Origin of the sequence: Paenibacillus sp. FJAT-27812 (assembly GCF_001273905.1) — a bacterium.
Lineage (GTDB): Bacteria > Bacillota > Bacilli > Paenibacillales > Paenibacillaceae > Pristimantibacillus.
Genome location: NZ_LIGH01000001.1, coordinates 424,199 through 446,983, shown reverse-complemented (window position 1 = coordinate 446,983; position 22,785 = coordinate 424,199). Strand labels below are relative to the sequence as shown.

At 48.6% G+C, this 22,785-nt stretch carries 21 protein-coding genes and 8 tRNA genes; 24 read left to right on the top strand and 5 right to left on the bottom strand.

The window, feature by feature from the left end; all coding sequences use genetic code 11:
* Positions 1 to 70: 70 nt before the first annotated feature.
* The gene (locus ADU23_RS01955) at positions 71 to 517 is read right to left on the bottom strand and encodes a cupredoxin domain-containing protein (RefSeq protein WP_053372200.1); all 447 of its coding nucleotides are present in this window, start codon (positions 515 to 517) and stop codon (positions 71 to 73) included.
* A gap of 166 nt (positions 518 to 683) precedes the next feature.
* Here ADU23_RS01955 and ADU23_RS01950 point away from each other — a divergent pair, with 166 nt between their 5' ends.
* The 6 genes from ADU23_RS01950 to ADU23_RS01925 all read left to right on the top strand — a co-directional run bounded on the left by ADU23_RS01950 (position 684) and on the right by ADU23_RS01925 (position 6,276).
* On the top strand, positions 684 to 1,292 hold the full coding sequence (locus tag ADU23_RS01950; protein WP_053377418.1) for a DedA family protein: 609 nt from the start codon (positions 684 to 686) through the stop codon (positions 1,290 to 1,292).
* Positions 1,293 to 1,354: 62 nt separating this feature from the next.
* Positions 1,355 to 1,921: a thioredoxin family protein gene (locus ADU23_RS01945; protein WP_053372199.1), complete on the top strand. Its 567-nt coding sequence runs from the start codon at positions 1,355 to 1,357 to the stop codon at positions 1,919 to 1,921.
* A 7-nt stretch (positions 1,922 to 1,928) separates the two neighbouring features.
* On the top strand, positions 1,929 to 2,594 hold the full coding sequence (locus ADU23_RS01940; protein WP_231637289.1) for an MBL fold metallo-hydrolase: 666 nt from the start codon (positions 1,929 to 1,931) through the stop codon (positions 2,592 to 2,594).
* A gap of 21 nt (positions 2,595 to 2,615) precedes the next feature.
* Entirely contained in the window at positions 2,616 to 4,874 is a 2,259-nt protein-coding gene (locus ADU23_RS01935) for a Tex family protein (RefSeq protein WP_082310965.1), read from the top strand.
* Positions 4,875 to 4,976: 102 nt separating this feature from the next.
* Positions 4,977 to 5,423, top strand: a complete 447-nt coding sequence (locus ADU23_RS01930) for an RrF2 family transcriptional regulator (protein WP_053372197.1) — start codon at positions 4,977 to 4,979, stop codon at positions 5,421 to 5,423.
* A gap of 178 nt (positions 5,424 to 5,601) precedes the next feature.
* A complete protein-coding gene (locus tag ADU23_RS01925; protein ID WP_053372196.1) occupies positions 5,602 to 6,276 on the top strand; it encodes a nitroreductase family protein in 675 nt (224 codons plus the stop codon).
* Positions 6,277 to 6,453: 177 nt separating this feature from the next.
* Here ADU23_RS01925 and cmpA read toward each other — a convergent pair whose 3' ends face one another.
* On the bottom strand, positions 6,454 to 6,597 hold the full coding sequence (gene cmpA, locus ADU23_RS32615) for a cortex morphogenetic protein CmpA (RefSeq protein ID WP_141680301.1): 144 nt from the start codon (positions 6,595 to 6,597) through the stop codon (positions 6,454 to 6,456).
* Between the two features lie 77 nt (positions 6,598 to 6,674).
* Positions 6,675 to 7,037 (bottom strand): hypothetical protein, encoded by a 363-nt coding sequence (locus ADU23_RS01920; protein ID WP_053372195.1) that lies wholly within the window; start codon positions 7,035 to 7,037, stop codon positions 6,675 to 6,677.
* A 130-nt stretch (positions 7,038 to 7,167) separates the two neighbouring features.
* On the opposite strand from ADU23_RS01920, the gene ADU23_RS01915 reads away from it, so the two are divergent.
* The 11 genes from ADU23_RS01915 (at position 7,168) to ADU23_RS01865 (ending at position 10,537) form a co-directional block, all read left to right on the top strand.
* The gene (locus ADU23_RS01915; protein WP_053372194.1) at positions 7,168 to 7,647 is read left to right on the top strand and encodes a SprT family protein; all 480 of its coding nucleotides are present in this window, start codon (positions 7,168 to 7,170) and stop codon (positions 7,645 to 7,647) included.
* A gap of 27 nt (positions 7,648 to 7,674) precedes the next feature.
* Positions 7,675 to 7,750: transfer RNA gene (locus tag ADU23_RS01910), tRNA-Asn, on the top strand.
* A 5-nt stretch (positions 7,751 to 7,755) separates the two neighbouring features.
* Positions 7,756 to 7,846: transfer RNA gene (locus tag ADU23_RS01905), tRNA-Ser, on the top strand.
* Between the two features lie 106 nt (positions 7,847 to 7,952).
* Positions 7,953 to 8,027: transfer RNA gene (locus tag ADU23_RS01900), tRNA-Glu, on the top strand.
* A gap of 49 nt (positions 8,028 to 8,076) precedes the next feature.
* Positions 8,077 to 8,152 (top strand) — tRNA-Lys (locus ADU23_RS01895).
* Between the two features lie 54 nt (positions 8,153 to 8,206).
* A tRNA-Leu gene (locus ADU23_RS01890) sits at positions 8,207 to 8,291 on the top strand.
* A gap of 178 nt (positions 8,292 to 8,469) precedes the next feature.
* Positions 8,470 to 8,784: a hypothetical protein gene (locus tag ADU23_RS01885; protein ID WP_053372193.1), complete on the top strand. Its 315-nt coding sequence runs from the start codon at positions 8,470 to 8,472 to the stop codon at positions 8,782 to 8,784.
* Between the two features lie 101 nt (positions 8,785 to 8,885).
* Positions 8,886 to 8,960 (top strand) — tRNA-Glu (locus tag ADU23_RS01880).
* Between the two features lie 50 nt (positions 8,961 to 9,010).
* A tRNA-Lys gene (locus ADU23_RS01875) sits at positions 9,011 to 9,086 on the top strand.
* A gap of 58 nt (positions 9,087 to 9,144) precedes the next feature.
* Positions 9,145 to 9,229: transfer RNA gene (locus ADU23_RS01870), tRNA-Leu, on the top strand.
* Between the two features lie 156 nt (positions 9,230 to 9,385).
* On the top strand, positions 9,386 to 10,537 hold the full coding sequence (locus ADU23_RS01865) for a Gfo/Idh/MocA family protein (protein ID WP_053372192.1): 1,152 nt from the start codon (positions 9,386 to 9,388) through the stop codon (positions 10,535 to 10,537).
* 6 nt (positions 10,538 to 10,543) lie between these two features.
* Here ADU23_RS01865 and ADU23_RS01860 read toward each other — a convergent pair whose 3' ends face one another.
* Together ADU23_RS01860 and ADU23_RS01855 are read right to left on the bottom strand one after the other, a co-directional pair.
* Positions 10,544 to 11,443, bottom strand: coding sequence for an AraC family transcriptional regulator (locus tag ADU23_RS01860; RefSeq protein ID WP_053372191.1), 900 nt, complete (start codon positions 11,441 to 11,443; stop codon positions 10,544 to 10,546).
* A gap of 82 nt (positions 11,444 to 11,525) precedes the next feature.
* Positions 11,526 to 11,864 (bottom strand): L,D-transpeptidase, encoded by a 339-nt coding sequence (locus tag ADU23_RS01855; RefSeq protein WP_053372190.1) that lies wholly within the window; start codon positions 11,862 to 11,864, stop codon positions 11,526 to 11,528.
* A 157-nt stretch (positions 11,865 to 12,021) separates the two neighbouring features.
* On the opposite strand from ADU23_RS01855, the gene ADU23_RS01850 reads away from it, so the two are divergent.
* The 7 genes from ADU23_RS01850 (at position 12,022) to ADU23_RS01820 (ending at position 22,775) form a co-directional block, all read left to right on the top strand.
* A complete protein-coding gene (locus ADU23_RS01850) occupies positions 12,022 to 13,161 on the top strand; it encodes a GntR family transcriptional regulator (RefSeq protein ID WP_053372189.1) in 1,140 nt (379 codons plus the stop codon).
* A 228-nt stretch (positions 13,162 to 13,389) separates the two neighbouring features.
* Positions 13,390 to 14,943 (top strand): S-layer protein, encoded by a 1,554-nt coding sequence (locus tag ADU23_RS01845; protein WP_231637288.1) that lies wholly within the window; start codon positions 13,390 to 13,392, stop codon positions 14,941 to 14,943.
* Positions 14,944 to 15,108: 165 nt separating this feature from the next.
* Positions 15,109 to 16,080, top strand: a complete 972-nt coding sequence (locus ADU23_RS01840; RefSeq protein ID WP_053372187.1) for a carbohydrate ABC transporter permease — start codon at positions 15,109 to 15,111, stop codon at positions 16,078 to 16,080.
* Positions 16,077 to 16,991, top strand: a complete 915-nt coding sequence (locus ADU23_RS01835; RefSeq protein ID WP_053372186.1) for a carbohydrate ABC transporter permease — start codon at positions 16,077 to 16,079, stop codon at positions 16,989 to 16,991. The genes ADU23_RS01840 and ADU23_RS01835 overlap by 4 nt, the downstream gene beginning before the upstream one ends.
* 38 nt (positions 16,992 to 17,029) lie before the next feature.
* Positions 17,030 to 18,415: an extracellular solute-binding protein gene (locus ADU23_RS01830; RefSeq protein WP_053372185.1), complete on the top strand. Its 1,386-nt coding sequence runs from the start codon at positions 17,030 to 17,032 to the stop codon at positions 18,413 to 18,415.
* Between the two features lie 32 nt (positions 18,416 to 18,447).
* The gene (locus ADU23_RS01825) at positions 18,448 to 20,676 is read left to right on the top strand and encodes a GH92 family glycosyl hydrolase (protein ID WP_053372184.1); all 2,229 of its coding nucleotides are present in this window, start codon (positions 18,448 to 18,450) and stop codon (positions 20,674 to 20,676) included.
* On the top strand, positions 20,673 to 22,775 hold the full coding sequence (locus tag ADU23_RS01820; RefSeq protein WP_053372183.1) for a GxGYxYP domain-containing protein: 2,103 nt from the start codon (positions 20,673 to 20,675) through the stop codon (positions 22,773 to 22,775). Before ADU23_RS01825 ends, ADU23_RS01820 begins: the two co-directional genes overlap by 4 nt.
* Positions 22,776 to 22,785: the final 10 nt, after the last annotated feature.

Here is a 22,785-nt window from a genome sequence, read left to right as displayed (position 1 = left end):
TCTCTATATCCCATATGTATGCGCCTGGAAAGGAGGAGGTCACTCACAAATCGCTTTAAAGCTTAAAGGGTCACTGGACGACGATATAACCGACCATCGGGCCGCCGTGACGCATATCGGTATGAGTCAAGCATTGGATCGGATAAGTGCCTTCCTTATCGGCCGTAAAACGGACAACCGTAGTTTTGCCTTTCGTTACTTCGCCTTTAATGCCAAGCCCTTCTACGACGAACGGATGACTGTTGCCGTTCACGCCGCTAATTTGCAGCTCAATGGACTCGCCTTTATTTACGATAATCGTACCCGGGTCCCAGCGGTATACTTCAAGCTCCTTGCCGTCAGCGGTTTGGGTTTTGTATTCACCGGTTACGAGCTGGATGACCCGTGCCTCAGCAGCCTGTCCGCTAACCGTGCGAGACTGGTTCCAGCTTAAGTAAACGCCGGTTAAAATGATCAACGCGGCTACTACGATAAACAATTGAATCTGTCGTTTACTTACAATGAATACTTTGGACATGAAACGCTCACCTCAACTTTTCGTATCATTTAAGGCTAGTCTATGCAGGGGCTTGTCAGCACATGACAAAAGTGGATGGCTGTCTGTACGTATGTTAGAATAGCTTCAGTACTGGTGTTGCAAACGAAAGTTACATTTTATGAAGGAAGGCGGATTGAGAGCAGGAATGGATTTGATTCATGAGATTTTGAATGACGTGCTGCTATGGGTGGAGAGCTTAGGGTATTTTGGTATTTTAATCGGACTATTAATTGAAGTTATTCCTAGTGAAATCGTATTGGGCTTTGGGGGTTACCTCGTATGGAAAGGAGATATTTCCTTCTGGGGGGCTGTTCTTTTCGGTACGTTAGGCGCTATCGGGCAAAACTGGATCCTTTATTGGATCGGCCGCTATGGCGGACGCCCAATTGTAGAAAAGTACGGCAAGTATATTAAAATCAAGCAAAAGCATGTCGATATCTCTGAAAAATGGTTCAACAAATACGGTGCGGGAATCGTGTTTACGGCACGTTTTGTTCCTGTAATGAGACAGGTTATTTCAATCCCGGCCGGTATGGCTCGCATGAACTTTGCGCTATTTACGCTCCTAACGGCGCTTGCTTCCCTGCCTTGGTCGATTTTGTTTATTTATTTAGGAAAATCTCTGGGCGAGAACTGGGATAAAATCGACGAGAAAGCCGCGCCTTACGTACAGCCAGCAATTTTAATCGCAATCGCGCTGCTTATCGTATATGTCCTATTCAAATTTGTACGCTCGCGCCGCAAGTCGGTATAATGGAACAGTGGACATTAAGAAAACGAATCATTAACCAATAAATGGATGGAAGAGGGATTCTTATGAGCAAAAGCATTGCAGACAAGCTAGGCAAAGGAATTAGCCCACAGCAGTTCATTGACGGCATGACTAAAAATAAAGAGCAATTTATCGATTGGTCCGAAAAATTCGTCTGGACCGATGAGAGCGACAAGGAATATTTCGAATCGCTGAACAATCGCGATGATCTTCGTGTCTTGATTTTGATGGCTGACTGGTGCGGTGACGTTGTTCGCAATATTCCCGTTGTGTTCAAAGCGCTTGAAAATAGCGGCATACCGACAGAAGTGCTTATTATGGAAGAGCATCTTGATACGATGGACCAGTTTCTAACGATGGGCGGCCGTTCCGTACCTGTCGTTATTATTGCAGACACTGGTGGAGCCGTTCTCGGACAATGGGGACCGCGTCCTAGTCATGTACAAGAGGCGATGATCGCGTTCAAGCAGCAAAATCCGGATCGTGAAGCAGCGGATTATCAAGCTAACCTAGCGGTAACAAGGCAAGAAATCGGCCGTCGTTATGGCGAAGGCACAGCATATCAATCCGTCATCGTTAAAGAGCTCCGCACTTTATTGGAGTCGTTTTAAGAGAGGCATGCGCACATCTATGAAAATCGAGACGTTTACATTAGGACCCTTGCAGACGAATTGTTATCTGATTACAGTGACGGAACCAGCAGCGAATGAGAGCGGGCAGCCTTTGGAGCGGGCTATCGTCATTGATCCAGGCATGAATCCTAGAAAGCTGCTTGAGAGGCTTGAGGGCGTAAAGGTGGAAGCCATTCTGCTGACGCATGCGCATTTTGACCATATGGGCGGAGTAGATGAGGTGCGCAATGCAGCGGATTGCCCGGTCTACATACATGATTTGGAGGCGGATTGGTTAACCGATCCGCGCAAAAACGGTTCAATGAGATGGCAGGATGTAACGCCGCCGCTTTCGACGGACGCAGCCGAATACGCGCTTGCGGAAGGTCAAAATTTAAAGCTGTTAGGCTTATCTTTCCAAGTTATGCATACGCCCGGCCATTCGCCTGGCAGCGTCAGCTTCTTGTGCGGCAGCCATTTGTTCTCTGGCGACGTGCTGTTTAAATTATCGGTAGGCCGTACGGATTTGCCTGGCGGACGCGAGCGGGACCTGTATGATTCCATTCGTTTGAAATTGTACAAACTAAACCCAGAGGTCATCGTTTATCCGGGACATGGCGGACGTACGACGATAGGCTATGAAATGGCAAACAACCCGTATACGGGAGCATGATGTAAGGAAGGGGCATGACGTTTGGCGGATACAAAGGTACAGCATTTTATAGAGGAATCAGAAGAGGGTACGGGGAAAACGAAGCTTACAGCAGAGCAGAAGGCAGCAGAAAGCCAGCGGATCATGAATGGTATCGCTGCGCAGCTATCCATCCCGATCACGAAGGTGAAATCGGCCGTAAGCTTGCTTGATGAAGGCAATACGATTCCGTTTATTGCCCGTTACCGCAAGGAAATGACCGGCGAGCTTGACGAGAACGACCTAAGGTCGATCGAAGAGAAGCTGCAATATATGCGTAATCTGGAAGAGCGCAAGCGCGAGGTTATACGCCTTATTGATGAACAGGGCAAGCTGACGGAAGCGCTGCGCACGGATATCAATAAGTCGGTTAAGCTGCAGGAAATCGAGGATCTCTACCGTCCTTATCGGCAAAAGCGCAAAACGCGCGCCAGCGTCGCGAAGGAAAGAGGGCTGGAGCCGCTTGCTGAATGGCTGTGGGCACAGCCGCGCAGCGGCGATCCGCTTGCTGAGGCAGCAGCGTATGTCAATGCGGAGAAAGGCGTGCCGACCGCTCAGGATGCTCTGAACGGCGCGATGGATATCATCGCGGAGAATATTGCCGATGATGCTTCTATCCGTGCGTGGGTACGTAAATTTACGTTCGATCAAGCGCTGCTGAAAACAGAAGCTAAGAACGCCGCTGAGGAAACGGTTTATGAAATGTATTACAGCTATCAAGAACCGGTCCGAAAGCTGCCTCCGCACCGCGTGCTCGCCATCAACCGGGCAGAGCGGGAAGACGTGCTGCGGGTGTCTTTTGACGTCCCGGCAGATCGCATTCACGAGCATATTCAGCGGAAGCTGCTTAGAAACGGTACGGCCCAGCCGGTTCGCGATGTGCTTGCTGCCGTTATTGAGGATTGCTATAAGCGATTAATTTCGCCTTCCATTGAACGCGAGGTGCGAGGCGAGCTGACCGAGAAAGCGGAGGAGCATGCGATCTCGATTTTCTCGGAAAACCTGCGCAATCTGCTGCTTCAACCGCCTGTTCGAGGCAATATCGTGCTCGGTGTAGACCCTGCGTTCCGTACGGGCTGCAAGCTGGCGGTTATCGACGATATTGGAAAGCTGCTGGAGGTTGCCGTTTCTTATCCAACTCCGCCCAACAATAAGGTAGCGGAAGCGGAGAAGCTCATTAACGGGCTGATTGATAAATATAAAGTCGAATTAATCGTAATCGGCAACGGCACGGCTTCACGCGAGACGGAGCAATTTATCGCGACCCTGATAGGCAAGCGCAAGGCGGCTGCTCCGGGCGGTACCGAGCTGAAGTACATTATTGTTAATGAAGCAGGCGCAAGCGTATATTCGGCCTCCAAGCTCGCTCAGGAGGAGTTTCCGACATTGGATGTGGCGGAGCGCAGCGCGGTATCGATTGCCCGCAGATTGCAGGACCCGCTCGCTGAGCTTGTCAAAATCGAGCCCAAAGCGATCGGCGTAGGCCAATACCAGCATGACGTAAGCCAAAAGCGTCTCGATGAGACGCTCGGGGGCGTAGTTGAGTCGGCAGTTAACCATGTCGGAGTCGACGTGAATACCGCTTCGGCATCGCTGCTTTCCTATGTAGCAGGCATAAACGGAACGATCGCGAAAAATATCGTAAAATACCGCGATGAGAACGGTCGTTTCGTGAAGCGCGCGCAGCTCCAGAAGGTGCCTCGTCTCGGCGCGAAATCGTATGAGCAATGCATTGGCTTTTTGCGTATCGTGGAGCCCGTCAATCCGCTTGACAGCACGCCTATTCATCCCGAGTCCTATGAGGTGGTAGACAAGCTCTTTAAGGAGCTTGGGCTTACGCTTAAGCATTTGGGCTCTGAGGAGCTTAAGGTTAAGCTTGGACAGCTTGATGCGGACCGGGTAGCGCCAACGCTGGGAGTCGGCGTTCCGACGCTTCGCGATATCATGGACAGTCTTCTCAGACCGGGACGGGATCCGCGCGAGGAGCTTTCGCCGCCGATTTTTCATACCGATGTGCTGAACATTGAAGATTTGAAGCCAGGCATGGAGCTTCATGGGACAGTTCGCAATGTGATCGACTTTGGCGCATTTGTCGATATCGGCATCAAAAATGATGGACTCGTCCATATATCCCAGCTGAGCGATAAATTCGTTAAGCGTCCGATGGATGTTGTATCCGTCGGCGATACGGTCACCGTCTGGGTGCTGGGCGTTGATGAGAAGAAGGGCCGCGTAAGCTTGACAATGCGCAAGCCTAACTAATAGCAGCCAAAATTAAGGGTTTGCCTGTAACCAGGCAAGCCCTTATACTTTAAGTAAAGCATGGACATCCCCTACTACCATACAAAAAGGAGTGAGATGACTATGAAAGCTGACAAAAGCATCAGCACCGCCCATCCAAAATGGTTCGGACTATCGCTGCAGGCGCTCGTCATTTTGTCGCAAAAGTCAGAGATTTACCCTAGTGCAGCAATTGCCGATTGCTTGAAGTCGGAGGCGACCCAGCTGCGTAGAGTGCTTGCCAAGCTCGCGGCAGCTCAGCTCATTGAAACCAGGGAAGGCCGCGACGGAGGCTACAGATTGAAGCGCTCGCCTGAGACGATTTCGCTTGCTGAGGTATATACCGCGCTCAAGGTCGGAGAGCCTTTCTGCAGCGGGATGCTGGACACGATCGGCATTCATGATACAGAACTGAAAATGAAATCGGCTTTTACCGATATTGCGCAAGAAATTGAGCAGAGAACGATTGATACGCTGCAAAAGTACACGATCGCTCAGCTCGCAGAAAGAACGTTATCCAAGTCCTCATAAAAAAGTAAATTTAACAAAGTTAGTTAATTGACAAACGTAGCGGCACGTTTTATACTGTGTATATAAATTATACAGTTAACCGGCAATGAACTGTGCAGATAATTTCACAGTATAATTATAATAAAAACTGTGAGTAATTCTACACAGATAAAAAAATATTCCTTTGGAGGGAAACCCAATGTCATCTACTCAAATCGATTCGCAAGTAAAAGTTCAAACAAATGAAAGCTCCCAAGCTGCTTTTTTCGATGTGCTGAATGGTCGTCGTTCTGTTCGTAAATACGATACCAACTTCGTTATTTCGGAAGAAGAAATTCGTGAGATTTTGGAAATTGCTACAAAAGCACCATCATCCTCGAACATGCAGCCTTGGCGTTTTCTTGTTGTAACGGATCCGGAATTGAAGCAGAAGCTGCTTCCAATTGCTTTCAATCAACAGCAAGTTGTAGATGCTTCAGCGATTATTATCGTGCTTGGCGATTTGGAAATGTACACGTTGTCCGACAAAATCTATAATGCGACTGTAGAAGCTGGTTACATGACGGAGGAAGTGGCAAGAAATTTCATTGACAACTCGGTCAAAATGTATTCATCCTTGCCTGCTGAGCGCTTGAAAGATATCGTTGTTTTCGACACTGGCCTTGTGGCTATGCAAATCATGCTGACAGCACGTGCTAAAGGCTATGATACGGTACCAATGGGCGGCTATAACAAAGATCAATTGAAAGAGTTCTTTAATATTTCGGATCGTTATGTGCCAACGCTTATGCTGCCAATCGGCAAAGCGGCTGTTGAGGCACACCCGACAACACGTTTGTCTGTTGATGATGTAACTTTTTTTAACGGGCTGTAATAACGAGCTTAAGTGAATTAACAAAACCCGGCCACTCACATGATGAGGGGCCGGGTTTTTACGTTATAATAAGTAGTTATTTGATTATAATGACACCCTGCTTATATGGCACCGCGAAATGAGCCAACCTGCTCTCAGGTTTTTGCCGTACGCGATTATGTGAGCAATGGGAATTCACTATTGAAATTCGGTGCCGTTTCCTTGTTCCTTCGGACTTTGTTTGTTACGGTAGAAATACCAGCAGTCATTAAGCAGCTTAATTTGCCTGCGGTCTTTCTTCTGAAATGCGCGCATCAGTTGGTTGCACAGCCACTGTGGCATTACATTGTCCTCCTCCCGTGCCTAACTTGTTGTAATACTACAATATGGAGGAGGGCGAGTGTCCGTGCAGGTCCAACCTAAATGCTCTGTTCTTCTTCGTATTCCTCATACCATTGCTCAAGCTGGGCTTGCAGCGCGCGTATTTCCGTCAATAAAGAGATAAGCGGGTATGATTTTTCTTGTACGCCAGCAAAATCCTTCTCCAGGCTGTTGATGTAATCAAGGCCGGATACGATCGCGATTGATGAATCATGAAGCTCGACATCGTTGCATTCCGCAACCGCGTAAGGCAAGCTCGGAACATGCTCAGCCGTCAATTTATCGATTTCTTTATGAAGCCGCAGATTAAGCGCGCTTAGCTGATAAGCGTGCGAATCAGGCATTTCGACGAATAAGATGCTGTCGTTTTGTTTCAGTAGGACGTAGCGCATTGTTGCCATAATAGTTATTGATCTCCCCTCGGTATGTTACCGTGCATCATCTGCAGATTTTTCTACAAATTCATAATTCCTACTTGACAGTGTAGCGTATCACGGCTTTAAAATTCAAGTAGTTGGGGGAGAATAATCAATGAATAATGAAGCGCTGCAGCAATGGGTCGAACAAATTTCTACGACATGTTTTGGCCGGCCGTTTCTTCATCAAGCGACATTCAACAGTCGCTTGAAAGCAACGGGGGGACGCTATTTTACGCGTTCGCACAATATCGAGATCAGTCCGCATCAGCTTTCCACGTTTGGACATGAGGAAACCGAGAAAATTATTAAACATGAGTTATGCCATTATCATTTGCATATAATGAAGCGGGGATACAAGCACCGGGATGCTGATTTCAAAAATTTGCTTGCCCACGTGGGCGGGTCCCGTTATTGCCAGTCGCTCCCGGAGCGGGCGCAGCGCAAGCCACAGCCTTTTCGGTACAAGCTTATTTGCACCAAATGCGGGATGGAATATTTGCGAAAACGGAAGATTGATCCGGCCAAATATGCATGCGGAAAATGCCGCGGAAAATTAAAGCTAATAATGATTGACAATCAAAATGCAACATGATATATTATTACTTGTCACTTTTACTTTTCCCTGATAGCTCAGTTGGTAGAGCACTCGACTGTTAATCGAGTTGTCACAGGTTCGAGTCCTGTTCGGGGAGCCAGATTTGGAGAGATACCCAAGTGGCTCAAGGGGACCCTCTGCTAAGGGGTTAGACTGCGTAAGTGGTGCGAGGGTTCGAATCCCTCTCTCTCCGCCACATTTTTTTCACAAGTGCTGTAACGGGAAGACCGTTCATCCGGTCTTTTTTATTTGCCGCTTAAGGTTGCGACATTGTGAGAAGCTATTATTGATGTGACACATACGGCCCGTTGGTCAAGTGGTTAAGACACCTCCCTTTCACGGAGGTAACAGGGGTTCGAGTCCCCTACGGGTCACCAATTTCCTCAAAGTGTACCAGCTCTAAGGAGCTCGATTCATTCACAGCGAGAGCCATTAGCTCAGTTGGTAGAGCACCTGACTTTTAATCAGGGTGTCGAAGGTTCGAGTCCTTCATGGCTCACCATTTTCTTAGCAAGTTTGAGGGAATGCGAGCGAAGGATGTTCGACTTATAAATGTGCGGTAGTGGTGGAACGGCAGACACGCTATCTTGAGGGGGTAGTGTCCCATGGACGTGCAGGTTCAAATCCTGTCTACCGCACCATAACTTACTCTTTGCCGATGTATATAGGTGAACTTAGAAGGTGTCATAATGCACTTTTCTGATAGATGATGCCACTTTATATTCAGATCATAAAAATCTGACTAGAGAGTGGTTTTTTCGTTATAAGTTACTCGAACCGTCCAAACAGATGCATCATTAGAGATGAGGAGCTGTAAACATGAAAATAAACTTAAACTTTACGAACAAGGGACAAGCGGCGATTGGGAAATTTAATAACGAGGAATTGCTTGAGATTTTTGGCCGTTACAGCAACACGTTAATGAAGAAATATTCCATTGAGGTAACGGTGCCTGCTGAAGGCAACGAAGCGATTATCGAAAAAGGCACGCTTTCGGTTTATGTAGACAAAATCGAATGTGATGTTGAGACGTTCTTCAAGGAATTGGGCAGAGATGTTAAGGTGCCTTTGAAGAAAAGACTTACTCCTGAAGACAAGTTGGACAACGTGTTTAAAGCGGAGACGATTGAATAATCGCGCTCAAATATTTTTGAAAAAAATGCTTGTACTTCAGTTAAATAGCTGATATAATCATTTTTGTTGTCTCAGACAGCATTTGATTTCAAGTTATAAACGGCCCGTTGGTCAAGTGGTTAAGACACCTCCCTTTCACGGAGGTAACAGGGGTTCGAGTCCCCTACGGGTCACCATTTTCCTCAAAGTGTATCAGCTCTTGAGAGCCTCTATACAGTCACATTGAGAGCCATTAGCTCAGTTGGTAGAGCACCTGACTTTTAATCAGGGTGTCGAAGGTTCGAGTCCTTCATGGCTCACCATTTTCTTAGCTAGTTTAAGGGAATGCGAGCGAAGGAACGACATTCAAACTTAAAATGTGCGGTAGTGGTGGAACGGCAGACACGCTATCTTGAGGGGGTAGTGTCCCATGGACGTGCAGGTTCAAATCCTGTCTACCGCACCATATCAAATACATTCAAGTCCTTGCGGAAGCAAGGGCTTTTTTTATTTATGCGTTGCGGAAAACCGCAAAGTAGCGTTATTTTCGCACAAGGTAAACATACATTTGAAATCGCATGCTTGGTAAGCTGATTGCAACATGCTTAAGGGGGATTCCATTATGCTAAAAGTTGCGATTATAGGTGCAGGTGCGATTTCGACTGCTCATATTGAAACGTATTTAAAGTTCCCGGAGCGCTGCCAGGTGGTGGCGATCAGCGATATTTATGCCGAGAAGGCGGAGGCTCGCATCCGGCAGCATCAGTTGGAAGCCAAAGCGGTTTCAGACTATACGGAGCTGCTAGGGCAGGATATCGACCTTGTATCGATTTGTACGCCGCCTTACACGCATGCGGAGCTTGCTGTCGCATTTCTAGAGGCTGGCGTGCATGTGCTCGTAGAGAAGCCTATGGCTTCCTCCTTAGAGGAGTGCGACCTGATGAACGAAGCGGCTAGTAGGAGCGGAAAGCTATTGTCAGTTGTTGCTCAGAACCGCTTCAAGACGCCTATGATGAGACTGAAGTCGATACTGGAGAGCGGCCTGATGGGGGATATTGTACATGCCCAGGTCGACTCCTTCTGGTGGCGCGGCCACTGCTACTATGACTTATGGTGGAGAGGGACATGGGAGAAGGAAGGCGGAGGCTGCACGCTGAACCATGCGGTTCATCATATCGATGCTTGGTTGTGGATGATGGGGCAGCCGGCCGACGTGCAGGCGTTCATGACCAATACGTCCCATGACAATGCCGAGGTCGAGGATTTATCGGTTGGCATTTTTCGCTATAAGAGCGGTGCGCTCGCGCAGGTGACAAGCTCAACCGTGCATCATGGGCAGGAGCAGCAGCTGATTTTTCAAGGGACGAGAGCTCGTGTCTCCGCCCCATGGCAGGTGAAGGCGTCTACGGCGCTGGCTAACGGCTTCCCGGAGGACAATCATGATCTGGAGGCGGAGCTTCAGCGCTGCTATGAGGCGTTGCCAGAGGTCGTCTATGAAGGGCACGCCGGTCAAATCGATAATGTGCTCACTGCCATTGAGGGCGGCGGTCCTGTGCTTATAGATGGATTAAGCGGCCGCCAGACGCTGGAGGTTATCATCGGGATCTATAAGGCAGCCAGTACGGGATTGCTTGTGCAATTTCCGATACAAAAGGATGATCCATATTATTCGCGAAGCGGCATGCAGGCGAATGCGACTCATTTTTATGAGAAAAAAACCTCGGTGGCCAGCTTCGCCGACCTGACGATTACGACGGGAAGCGACTACAAATAAAGCTTTTTAGCGCGGCAGCGGGTACAGCTTGCGATGGAACTGCTTGCGGTATTGATGCGGCGTGATGCCCATTTGCGCTTTGAACATTTTGCAAAAATAAGAGCTATTCGTAATGCCGACCTCCTCGCCAATTCGGGCAATCGACTGCTCGGAGGCGGTTAGGAGCATAATCGCTTGCTGCATTTTTTTGGCGGTAACGTAGTCGGAAATGCTGCTCCCCGTACAAGCCTTGAACAGATGGGAGAGGTGGTAGGGGGAGAGATGAAGCTCGCTTGCCATATGCTCCAGCCGAAGCGGCTCCTTGTAATGCTTATCCAGCCATTCCAGCATAAGTTCCGCCTGATGGGGCTTGCGCGATGTATTTCCACTATGGGGCGGTGCCGGCTGCTGCTCCCATAGCTGCTTGAACGTTCTCAGGAAACCTACGAGAAATAAAGAAAACTCCTCGAAATAATCGCCTTTGGCTAACTGCGGCAGAGTCTGCTCCCAGCTTCTCAGCAAGCTGTGCAGCAGCTCAGCATCTCCCGTATGATACATGCAAGGCTCAGGTAAGACACCCGTATGAATACGCTTATAAAAAGCTTGCAGCATAGGCCATTTGTCAAAATAGCTTTCGTATAAGCTTGGCTCAAAATGAACGATGGAGCGAATAAAGGGCGTCTCGGCGCTCAGCTCCACCTGAACGTGATGCAGCTGATAGGGCTGAAATATGCATAGCATCCCAGGCGCGAGCGAATAGCTTTTTTGCTCGATGATGAGCGTGCCTTTGCCTTCATGGACGATCAATATTTCGACTCCTTGATGGGCATGAAAGGTCCCTTGATAGTGATCGGGCTCTTTGCTTGTGCGTTTATATGCAAAATAAAGCGGGACATCCCGCAAGTTAACGGTATGGATGTAAGACACCTCAAGCACATCCTCGCTAAAAAGTAGTTGCGCTCTATTAGTTTAACATAAGGGCACGGCTTTTTTTGGAGGATGCGGAAGCTTATGGCCTGATCGTTACACGCGTGTTGAGGGGGACGATTCTGGACAGTGCGATGACGTCGTCGTTATACATTCGGATACAGCCATGTGAAACGATATGACCGATAGACGAAGGGTCGTTAGTGCCATGTATGCCGTAATGAGGCTTCGAGAGTCCCATCCAGAAAGCGCCGAACGGGCCGCCGGGGTTAGGCTGCTTGTTGATGATCGTATATTCGCCGACAGGCGTTTGGGTGAGCATTTTGCCAATGCCAACGGGATAGGCTTGCGTAACGATATCGCTATCCAGCAAATACAGTTGACGATCGGAAAGATCGACGATAATGCGGTAGTCGGGCATAAGGGCTCCACTCCTTTTTCTCTTATGTTATGTAGAGCAGCGGAGCTTTGCTTCAATTGTTAATATTAAGGTTACTTCGCACATTTATTAATGCTATGTTATATTTATATATAATCATTATAGTAAACTTTAAATTTAGCCTTGGAGGCTTGGGAAGATGAGCGTAGATAGAGAACCTCTTTACATACAAATTCAGAACTATTTTAAAGAACTCATCAGCACGAGGCAGTTGAAGGAAGATGAAAAAATTCCGACGGAGAAAGAAATGATCGAGCAATTCAAAGTGAGCCGGATTACGGTAGCGAATGCGCTGAACGAGCTCGCGAGGGAAGGCTGGATTTACCGAATACCCGGCAGGGGAACCTTCGTTAAAGGGGTGCCTGAGCAGGAAATCACGCCAGAGAGAGCTGCTTCTGCTCCTGTTTTGGACAGCTCGATTAAAGCGGAACGACCTAAGATTGGTCTCATTTTTCCTTTTGTAGACGATTATTTTGCGATTCGGCTCATACGGGGAATTACAGACGCGCTGGAGGATAGCGAATATTCGCTGGTGATGATGTTCAGCTTTAACTCCAAGGAACGAGAGAAGGAAATTATCCGCGATTTAAAAAGCAAAGTCGAGGGCTTGATCATCTTTCCTGTTGATGCAGAGATCTATAACGAGGAAATTATAGCGCTCAAAATGTCGGAATATCCCTTTGTGCTTATTGATCGCTATCTTCCAGGCGTAGAGACGAATGCCGTATACTCAGACAGTCTGCTAGCGGCCAAGCTAGCGGTTGATCACCTATGGAGCCTAGGGCATCGAGAAATCGCAATTTGTTCGGATTCGCCGGTTCCTACTGTATCTGTTGACGATCGGATCAACGGCTACATGCAGGCTCTAAGGGAGCGTGGAGCGATGATAAACCCGGCTATGCTCCTAACGGATTTTGACTCCGATATGGATATGCTTGACCCGGAGCATCCATTGTTTCGTTATATTAAGAACCGCGTAGCTACCGCGTTTATTGCTTTGAACGGGAACTTGGGCTTCAAAATTTGGTCGATCGCCAAACGGGCTGGCATTAAGGTACCAGAAGAGCTATCTATCGTAACGTTCGATAATCCTAGCCCAATGATGGAGGATCTCAGCCTGTTTACACATATTGACCAATCGGAAAGCGATATGGGCTTGAAGGCGGGAGCGCTGATTTTACAAATTTTGAAGGGCAGGCTGCTTTCGACTCAAAATATAAGGACAGTATTGGAACCTAAGCTTGTTATCAAGCAAACAACCGCAGCGATTAACGAATAGCAGTCATTGCAATATATCTGAATGCAGCATAGGCAATTCATTTTGGACCTGACCGAGCTAGGTTAGGTTTTTTTGCGTTGCGTTCGTATTTATCGCAATAAAAATGGCATTTAGTTATGATGAGAAGTATTAATATTATCTATATTAAATATATCATTGTCAAAAACAGAAAATCGTTTTATACTGTAAGCGTTTACTGAATCTAAATATATGCTGGAGGGGTTCATGATGTCAAAGAAACGTGTATCCGTAATACTTGGGCTGACGCTTGCTGCAACGATTGCAGCGCAAGGCGCTTCTGCTTCAACGGACCAAAAAGAAGCCGTTAAAAACGGCAAATGGTTAACCGGTGAATATCATGTGCATACTTATCAATCCGATGACGCGCAGCATTCATTGACCTACCTGCTGGATCAAGGGTTTGAGAATTACGGCCTCGATTGGATGGGGTTTGCGGATCATCTGCGAATGGAATCGAGAGATGACAACGGGCAACCGCTGCCGAATGGATCAATCCCGTTCTCGCAAGGGATGCTGGAATATCAGGTTCCAAAAATCAAGCAGCTTCAACAGGCTGGCAAATACCCGGGCAAAATCATTTTCTCCGGCTTTGAGTGGGATATGCCGACCTATGAGCATGTTGGGATTGGAATTATTACGGACAAGCCGGGCTCCGAGCAGAGCTTGAAAGCGGCAAGTCAGTTCGAGTATTTGTTCACGAACCGCGAAGAGAAGTATTTTGATCCGGCCGATGCAGCCGAATGGACATCTAAGGACAGCCGGGCTTTTTCTACGCGCGAAGATGCGCGTACAGCATTGAATTGGCTGGAGACCAATTACAAGAAAACCAGCTTTGCAATGTTCAATCACCCATCGAGAAAAACGGTATACACAATATCGGATTTCCGCGATTTCAACAATATCGCTCCGACGGTTGCTTTCGGCTTTGAAGGCATGGTCGGCAATCAAATGGAGCCTGACCGCGGAGGCCTAAATTTAGCAACGCCGAAGAACCGGACATACGGCGGTGCGGACTACATGCTGGCTCAAAAAGGCGGCGCTTGGGATGCGCTTCTCGGAGAAGGGCGCCGGTTCTGGAATTTTGCCAATTCGGATACTCATTTCTTCATTAGCGACAATCGCCTTTATTCCAGCGGATACCGTCCGGGCGAATATTCGAAAAACTATACGTGGGTCAATGGCAGCGACTCGCTTGCTGTTCTGAACGGCATGCGTTCGGGCAAATCGTTCTCCGTATTCGGCGATTTGATCAATGCCCTTGATTTCAATATTACGAAAGGGAACAACAAGGCGGAAATGGGCGGGGAGCTGAAAGTGAAAAAGAACGAGCAGCTCACCGTAACGATTAAATTTAAAAGCCCGAAAAAAAATAACAATGGCGATGCCGTTAAAGTCGATCACGTGGATCTCATCTCAGGCGATGTGACAGGAAAAGCGCAGCCGGGTACTGCTGCGTACAACAAGGAAACAAACGATTCGACCAAGGTGCTCAAGCGTTTTACGAGCAAAGAGTGGATAACGACGAAAGACGGTTACAATGTCATTACGTTCAAAGTAAAAGCTTCCGACAAAAATCAATACTTCCGGCTTAGAGGTACTAATTTGGGCGTTAATGTGCCTGGGGAAACACTGAACGGAGAGCCGTTGATGGATGAAAAGACGGATATCGAGGATAACGAGGCTCGGTTTATCGAAATCAACAAAAGAAACTACAAAGATCTGTGGTTCTATTCCAACCCGATTTTTGTAAGTGTAAAATGATGACGGCAACACGGACATCGAAATAATAAAAGACTTCAATTAACGAAAACTGCAGCCGCTTGGCTGCAGTTTTTTTGTATCGTTTAATGACATATGGCCATATTGACATATTTGCAATATTAAATATAATAAACATAGAACTACAAAGAACGGAGGCATCTTCTATTGATTTCATCCTCTAGACCGCAATTATTCCCTTCGGATAGCAAAGTCAGTTTTAAAACGAAGCTGCGCCAATTTCGAAGGCGCAAGAGAGATCCGATCGCCGCTCTGCTTATTTTGGGACCGCTCGTGCTATGGTGGTTTGTCATTGGCGGCGTTCCGACACTGTTTGGCTTCTTGCTCGGCTTCTTTGACTGGGTTGGGCTCACGGCTAAGCCTGAGTTCATCGGGCTCGGAAACTACGTACAGTTTTTCACTGACCCAATCTATTATGAATCGCTGTTCCGGGCCGTATGGATGGGCATGCTTGGAACGGGCTTAACCATCCTATTCGGGTTTGGCGCTGCGCTGCTAATGAATTTGCCTTTAAGGGGCAGAGGCATTTACCGGACCATTTGGTATGTTCCTGTCGTTACTTCCACGGTAGCTACAACCCAGGTATTCAACATTTTTCTTGATCCGAGCAATGGCGTCATCAATAACGTGCTGGTCAGCATGGGGCTTCAGCCGATTTTGTGGGGATATTCCACATTCTGGGGCGTGTTCTGGATTATCGTGTACACGGTATGGAAAGGCATTGGAGGCACGGCGCTATTATGGCTGGCTGGGCTGCAGTCGATCGATAGGCAGCTGTACGAAGCGGCGCAGATGGACGGCGCAAATGCTTGGAAGCGATTTCTGCATGTGACGATGCCAGGCTTGAAGCCAATTACGACATATGTGATGATCACCGGCTTTATCGGAGCCGTTCAAATTTATGAACAAGTCATGTTCATAACGGGCGGCGGTCCTTACGGCACGACGGAGGTTCTTGTCTTCCGGATTCTTAGGGACGCTTTCTGGGACTTTAATTTAGGGATGGCGGGCGCTTCATCCGTCATACTTGCCGGGGTCGTCTTCCTGTTCACCGTCATTTATTTCCGAATGATGACCGAGAACGAGAGAACGAGCCGCAAAAGGAGGGAGAGAGGATGAGCCATATGATGTCGGCTAAACGGCGCAAGCCGCTTTATCTGTTGGGACATCCGTCCTTGCTGCTTGGCGGTTTGGTTCTTCTGTATCCGATTCTGTTTATCGTATTGGTCGGCTTCATGACGAAGGAGGAATATGCGTCGACCGTAATCGGTCTGTTCCCATTGCCGGAAGAAATGACGTTTAAAAATTATGCGACGCTCTTGTTCGGGTCTGCAGACAGCAATGTACAAACCTATTTCGCCAACTCGCTCCTTCGAACCGGCTATAACGTAGTCTGGGCTTGCCTGACCTCATTGCTTGCGGGATATGTGTTTGCAAGATTGAAATTTGCTGGACGGGAAACGCTTTTCCTTGCTTTGCTGGCATCGCAAATGATTCCCGGAGTCGTGGGCCTGATTCCTACCTTTATTCAGTACGCAAGATGGCCTTATGCCGGAGGAAACGACGTATTTTTCGGCGGGCAAGGCATCTTGGATACCTTCTGGGTGTACGTAATCGGCGGTCCAGCCATCAACATTATGGGAACCTTCCTAATGAAGCAATCGCTCGAGAAGCTGCCTTATGAGCTGGAGGAGGCGGCCAGAGTGGATGGGGCGAGCTTGATCCGAATTATCTTTGGATTGGTGCTGCCGCTTCAAAAGCCGATCTTGGCATTTATTGCGATTACGACGGCAATTGGAACCTGGAATGATTGGTCGACGCCATTCTTCTTCACGAGCAGCGACAGTCTCCAGACCTTGCCTGCCGCGATTACGAGGCTCAGCTCTATCGCCTCGAACCCGATGAGCATTCCTGATTATCCGCTCATCATTACGCTGGGCCTTGGCGTCACGCTGCCTGCTCTGCTCTTATTCTTTTTCTTTCAACGGTACATGGTGGAAGGGCTTGCGAACAGCGGGCTGAAAGGCTGACAACTGCTTTTGACAGACATACGCGGAGGTTGACTAACTTGAAAAAAATATGCAAAACAAAAATGCTGCTTGTCTTGCTCGTTATTATGGCTGTTCTCGGTACGGCTGCATGCTCGGCATCTAAAGGCAGCGGCAAGGAGGCGGCCGAGACCGATGGAGCTTCTGAAGCTGGCAATAGTCCGCTTGTCGTACTTGCCGACGGAGCAATTAATCTAGGAACAGGCAGCGGAGATGAAGTTGTAGCACGCAGAAAGAACGATATGCTGACAACCGAGTACGGAAATGACGGTAAATTTCAATATGAATGGACCTCAACTATCAATGAAGAGATGAAGAAGCAAGGCGTTGCTCTCAGATATGAAGATTGGGGCTGGGCAGAGCCATTGATCCAGAAGCAATCCACTGCCATCCTCTCTGACCAAGGGCCGGATATTATGATCGGCGAGACGCAGTCACCGGGGTTTGCGGCTCAAGGGGTATTCGAGCCTTTCCCGGAGTGGCTTGATCAAGAAATTCGCGAAAACATCGTAGAAGGCGCTTGGAAGCCAATGGAGGTTGACGGCAAAATATACGGCGTTGCGGTGCAGCCGGGAGTCAGCAATTTGTATTGGAACAAGGAGCTTTTCCGGCAGGCCGGCCTGGATCCGGAGAAGCCTCCTGCTACTTGGAGCGAATGGACCCAGATGTCCAAACAAATCGCCGAAGCGGGTAAAGGGAAGTTTTTTGCGGGAGGCGTCTATGCGGGTCCGAATTTCGGAGGCGTGCTGCGGTTCGGCTCCTTGTTAATGGTAAGCGGCGGCGGATTCGTAGACAAAGAGAACAAAGCGGCGTTCAACCAGCCGAGCAATGCTGCGGCCTTCGAACTTATTCGCGAGCTGGCCAAATACAACAACAAAGGCGCATTGGTATCGAATGCGGAAGCTCCGTTCTGGGATGGATTTCAGAAAGGGCAATTGGCTTTCGCGGTGGACGGGCCTTGGCGGGCTCAAATTTGCAAGGATTTGAAGATGGATTGCGGCATTGCGCCGCTGCCGATTCCTGAGGGCGGCAAAGTAGGGAATCTGACGATCGGAGCAGCGTTCCTATCGGTTCCGGCTTACTCGAAGAATAAGGAAAATGCGTTCAAGTACATTCAAGCGGCAATCAGCCCGGCATCGCAGGAAATCGTCGAAAAATTCAACATTCGTCCCGTTATACGCAAAGATATCGGTGAAAGCGAAGACTATCGTACCGAGCATCCTGAGCTCTACCAGGTTTATCAGGGGTTGAAGGAAAACGTGCAAGGGCTGCCGACATTTGACAAAGCCAGCTCCAAAGTATGGCAGGCCTTTCAGGAAGCGGTGGCTAAGACGTTCATGACGGAAGAGCCGATCGATAAACTGTTGAACGAAGCGCAAGACAAAGCGGAGAAGCTGACCCGCTAACGCGCTATCACGAATAAGGGAGACTAGATCAAATGAAACTTTTGGACTTCGTTAATCCGCTGCAAGGTACCGCATCCGTCATGAAATTCTCAAATGGCAATACGCTGCCCCTCATTACACGTCCGTTCGGCATGGCATCATGGAGTCCGCAGACGGATGAGGCGGGCGAAAGATGGTTTTTCCATCCTTCCCACCGCAGCCTGCAAGGCATCCGCCTTACTCATCAGCCAAGCCCATGGATGGCTGATTATGGACATTTGCTGCTAATGCCTCAAGCAGGTCCGTTATATTTGTCTCCATTTGATTGGGCGTCTTCTTTCAGGCCTGAGGAAACAATCATCAAGCCCGATTATTACCGGGTCCGGCTCCTTCGCTACAGAGCGACGCTGGAGCTTGCGCCAACCGTACGCTGCGCCGTCATTCGAATCCGCTTCGAGGAGCGGGACGGCGCTCGGTTTCTCGTATCGCCATTTGAGGGAGAGTCTTCCATTCAGATCAACTCGGCTGCCCGCTTTGTGACAGGCTTCACCAGAGCGAACAGCGAAAATCTCGTACCGGAAAATTTTGCCCAGTACTTTGCTATTTCATTCGATTGCGATATTAATGACGGGCAAAGCGGAACATTCGATAAGGAATTTGCTCAAAATGATTCTATGGCTGCGAGCGGTAACCGTGTCGGCGCGTATGTCGGTTTGGAGGTTCCGGAAACGGGCTATGTGCAGGCAAGGGTCGCGACTTCGTTTATCAGCGTCGAGCAGGCTCTTCTTAATATGAAAAATGAGATCGGCGAACGCAGCTTTGATGAGGTTAGAACTGAAGCGGCTGAAGAGTGGGAGACTACGCTCGGCAAAATCCAAGTTGAGGACAAGGACGACGAAAAACTAAAAACGTTTTATACGAGCCTGTATCGCACCTCGTTGTTCCCGAGGGTTTGGTATGAGTATGACGATAATGGCGATCAAGTCCACTACAGCGCATTCAGCGGCAATGTAGAGTCAGGCCCTATGTATTCGGACAATGGCTTCTGGGATACGTTTCGTACGGAGTATCCGCTGCTCTCGATTCTCTCGCCAACGCTCGTAAGCGAAATGCTGCAAGCTTGGGTGAACGTGTATAAGGAAGGCGGCTGGATGCCGAAGTGGGTGTCGCCAGGGGAGAGAAGCTTAATGCCTGGCACGCTGATCGATGCGGTATTTGCAGACGCTTATGTCAAAGGCGTTCGCGGCTTCGACGTTGAGGCCGCCTATGAAGGCTTGATAAAGCATGCAACCGTGGATTCCGGGAAAGAAGGCATTGGGCGCAAAGGTTTGGCCGATTATGTGAAATATGGATTTATGCCAAGCGACAAGTACCACGAAAGCGTAAGCAACGCACTCGATTATTATTATGGCGATTTCTGTATCGCCCAGCTTGCTGAAGGGTTAGGGAAGCAGGAGGAGAGCCGGCAAATGCTGGAACGATCTAAAAATTATGCTCGGCTTTACGATCCGCAGGCCGGCTTTATGCGCGGGCTAAAGGCAGACGGAAGCAGGGAGGACGAGTTCGATCCCTTCGCTTGGGGCGGCGATTATTGCGAAGGCGGCCCGTGGCAGACAAGCTGGGCGGTGCAGCATGACTTGCTGGGGCTCGCTAAGCTTATGGGCGGAAGAGAGAAGATGTATAACCGTTTGCTCGAGCTGTTTGCGACGCCGCCGCACTTCCGTATCGGTTCGTACTCTTTTGAGATTCACGAAATGTCGGAGATGGCCGCTGTTGATTTTGGACAATTCGCGATCAGCAACCAGCCAAGCTTTCACATTCCTTACCTATTTACAGCCATCGGTTATCCGTCGGAAACGCAGTATTGGGTAAGAAAAACGATGGAGGAATTGTTCAGCTCGCATCCAGACGGTCTGCCTGGCGATGAAGACAATGGAAGCATGAGCGCTTGGTACATTTTTGGAGCACTCGGCATCTATCCGTTATCTCCGGGAACGCCGGAATATGTATGGGGCAGTCCGCTATTCAAAAAAGCGGTGCTGACTTTGGAGAGCGGTGTGCAGCTTACCATCGAATCGGAAAATAACAGTACGGAAAATGTTTACGTTCATGCCATTTACGTGAACGACGAGCTTCAGGATGGCTTGTCAATTCCTCATGAGACGATTATGGCCGGCGGTACGATCCGATTTGTAATGACGGACCGCCCTGCAAATAAAGAGTATGCCGAAGAGCAGCTGCCATTCTCGCTCAGCAGCTGCATGAAGGAGAGTTTGCTATGACCAAAACAAGGAAGAGAGCCTCGAGCGCAATAGCCTTATTGCTGGCAGCAATGATCATTTTGTCAGGCTGCCAGAAGACAGCTTCAGAATCGGAATCCATATTTCCTCAATTAACGATAGCCAAGCATCTTTATGTCATTAAGGGCGATGATCTTAAAGAAGAAGAGTGGGTGCTTGCCGAAACGCTTCAAGGCATCGTGGCGCAGGAGCAAGCGGAAATCTATATCGACAACGGCAACGCATATACCGTATGGCTGGAAGATATGAAAGCAAGCTATGGCATTACCTACGAGTATGTTCAGTCTGTCTGGGATCTCGTGGACAAATTCAAAGGCAAGCTAAATGAAAATGGATTCGTGCAGTTCAAAAGAAGCAATACTTCTACTGTCAATGCAGCCTCTACGGTCAGTGGCGCGATGAAGTATGTGGCGGTGGAAGAGTCGCTTGCGGATGCAGCTGTCCAGCACGGGCTAGTCAAGAAGCTTGATGTAAGCGACAAGGATGAAATGTGGGCTTTAACCGAATATGGGGACAAGCTGAATAAAGATTTTATATTCAAACAGGCGTACAGCTTGAACTCCCTTCGGGATTACGGGGCTGCGGTAAAAGGTTTATACATGTACGATGCCAGCCTCGCGGAAATGAAGGAAGCGTTCGATTGGACGAATCCGAACAGTGCCATTATGGGATGGCATTCGGATGAGCTGTCTGGCGTCGATACGGCTTCTCGTCTGGGCAAAATGACGATCGCATCAGACCATGCGCATAATCTGTCGGTCTTCTCAGCGCTTCCGCGCGAGCAATTGAAGCAGAAAAAAACAAAGAAGAACGCAAGAGACGGCGAGAAGGTTCACTACGTTACTTTCATTATGAGCGATGGCGATAATGTGCAATGGTATGTGAACGGAGCGCCGCTCGCTTCCAAGATGCAAGGCCATAAGGACAAGGGGAAGGTTCCGTTTGGCTGGTCAATTGCGCCGAGCTTAGCGGATCTTGCACCGAACCTTATGAAATACAGCTATGAGAAGGCGACGGAGAATGATTATTTTGTAGCTGCCGTATCCGGCATCGGCTACATCAACCCGTCGCTCTATCCCGAAGAGACATTGAAAAGATTTATGAAGGATACCAACGCTTTCATGAAGAGAGCTGATTTGAAATATGTCTCGATTCTTGATAATGAAATCTCACAAGACGTGATTGACCAATATGCCGCTCAGGATCAGATCGAAGGCGGATTCTACTTCATGGGCTACAAATACGGAGATGGAAAAGGAGCGCTCTCTTGGTCGAACGGAAAGCCGTTTATAGCAGCGCGTGAAACGCTTTGGGAGACGGAGCCGCTAGAGATGGCCGTACGTTTGAACAGCTACAAAAAAGACCCTAGCGTAATAGAGGGCTACACCATGGTTAATGTGCATCCGTGGTCCCACAACTATCAGGACGTCTTGGACATCACGGCTAATCTTGGCCCAGATGTCGTTGTCGTAACGCCTGATGAGTTCATGGAGCTGATTAAAAAAAATGTGAAGCAGGAAAATGTAAGCGAGCTGGACGATGTGACCTCCTTTGATTATTCCGCTGTGAAGAAGAAATTAGACGAGGGAATCATTGATTTGGACGAGGTCGCTAATATGGCAGCCGATACGAAGTATATATATACCTTTGATAAGGACTCGGAAGGCTGGGAAGCGGTCGATGCCGGCAAAGAATACGATAAGGCGGGCTGGTTCGAGCAAGACGGCAACGGTTTTTTGCAGATGGACGGATCTGACCTTGGCAAAAAGGATCTGAAGCCGAATGGTTATTTCTATAAGAAGCTCTTATTGCCGACCGGCAAGGTGACGATGAGCTTCGACATCAAGTCGAAGAGCTCGGATCACGACGGGGATTTTCAAATTGAGATTATTCAGGAGGATCAGTCGATTACGACCTTGGCGCCGTGGGAGACGATCAAAACCGGGGAGTGGACGGCCAAGACCGTTGATTTGAGCGCGTTTGCCGGCAAGGCGGTTACGATTCTTCTCGAGCAGTCCGACAGCGGACAAGGAGACGGCGAGTATATTCATTTGGACAATCTAAAAATTACAAGCAACTAACGATCGATCT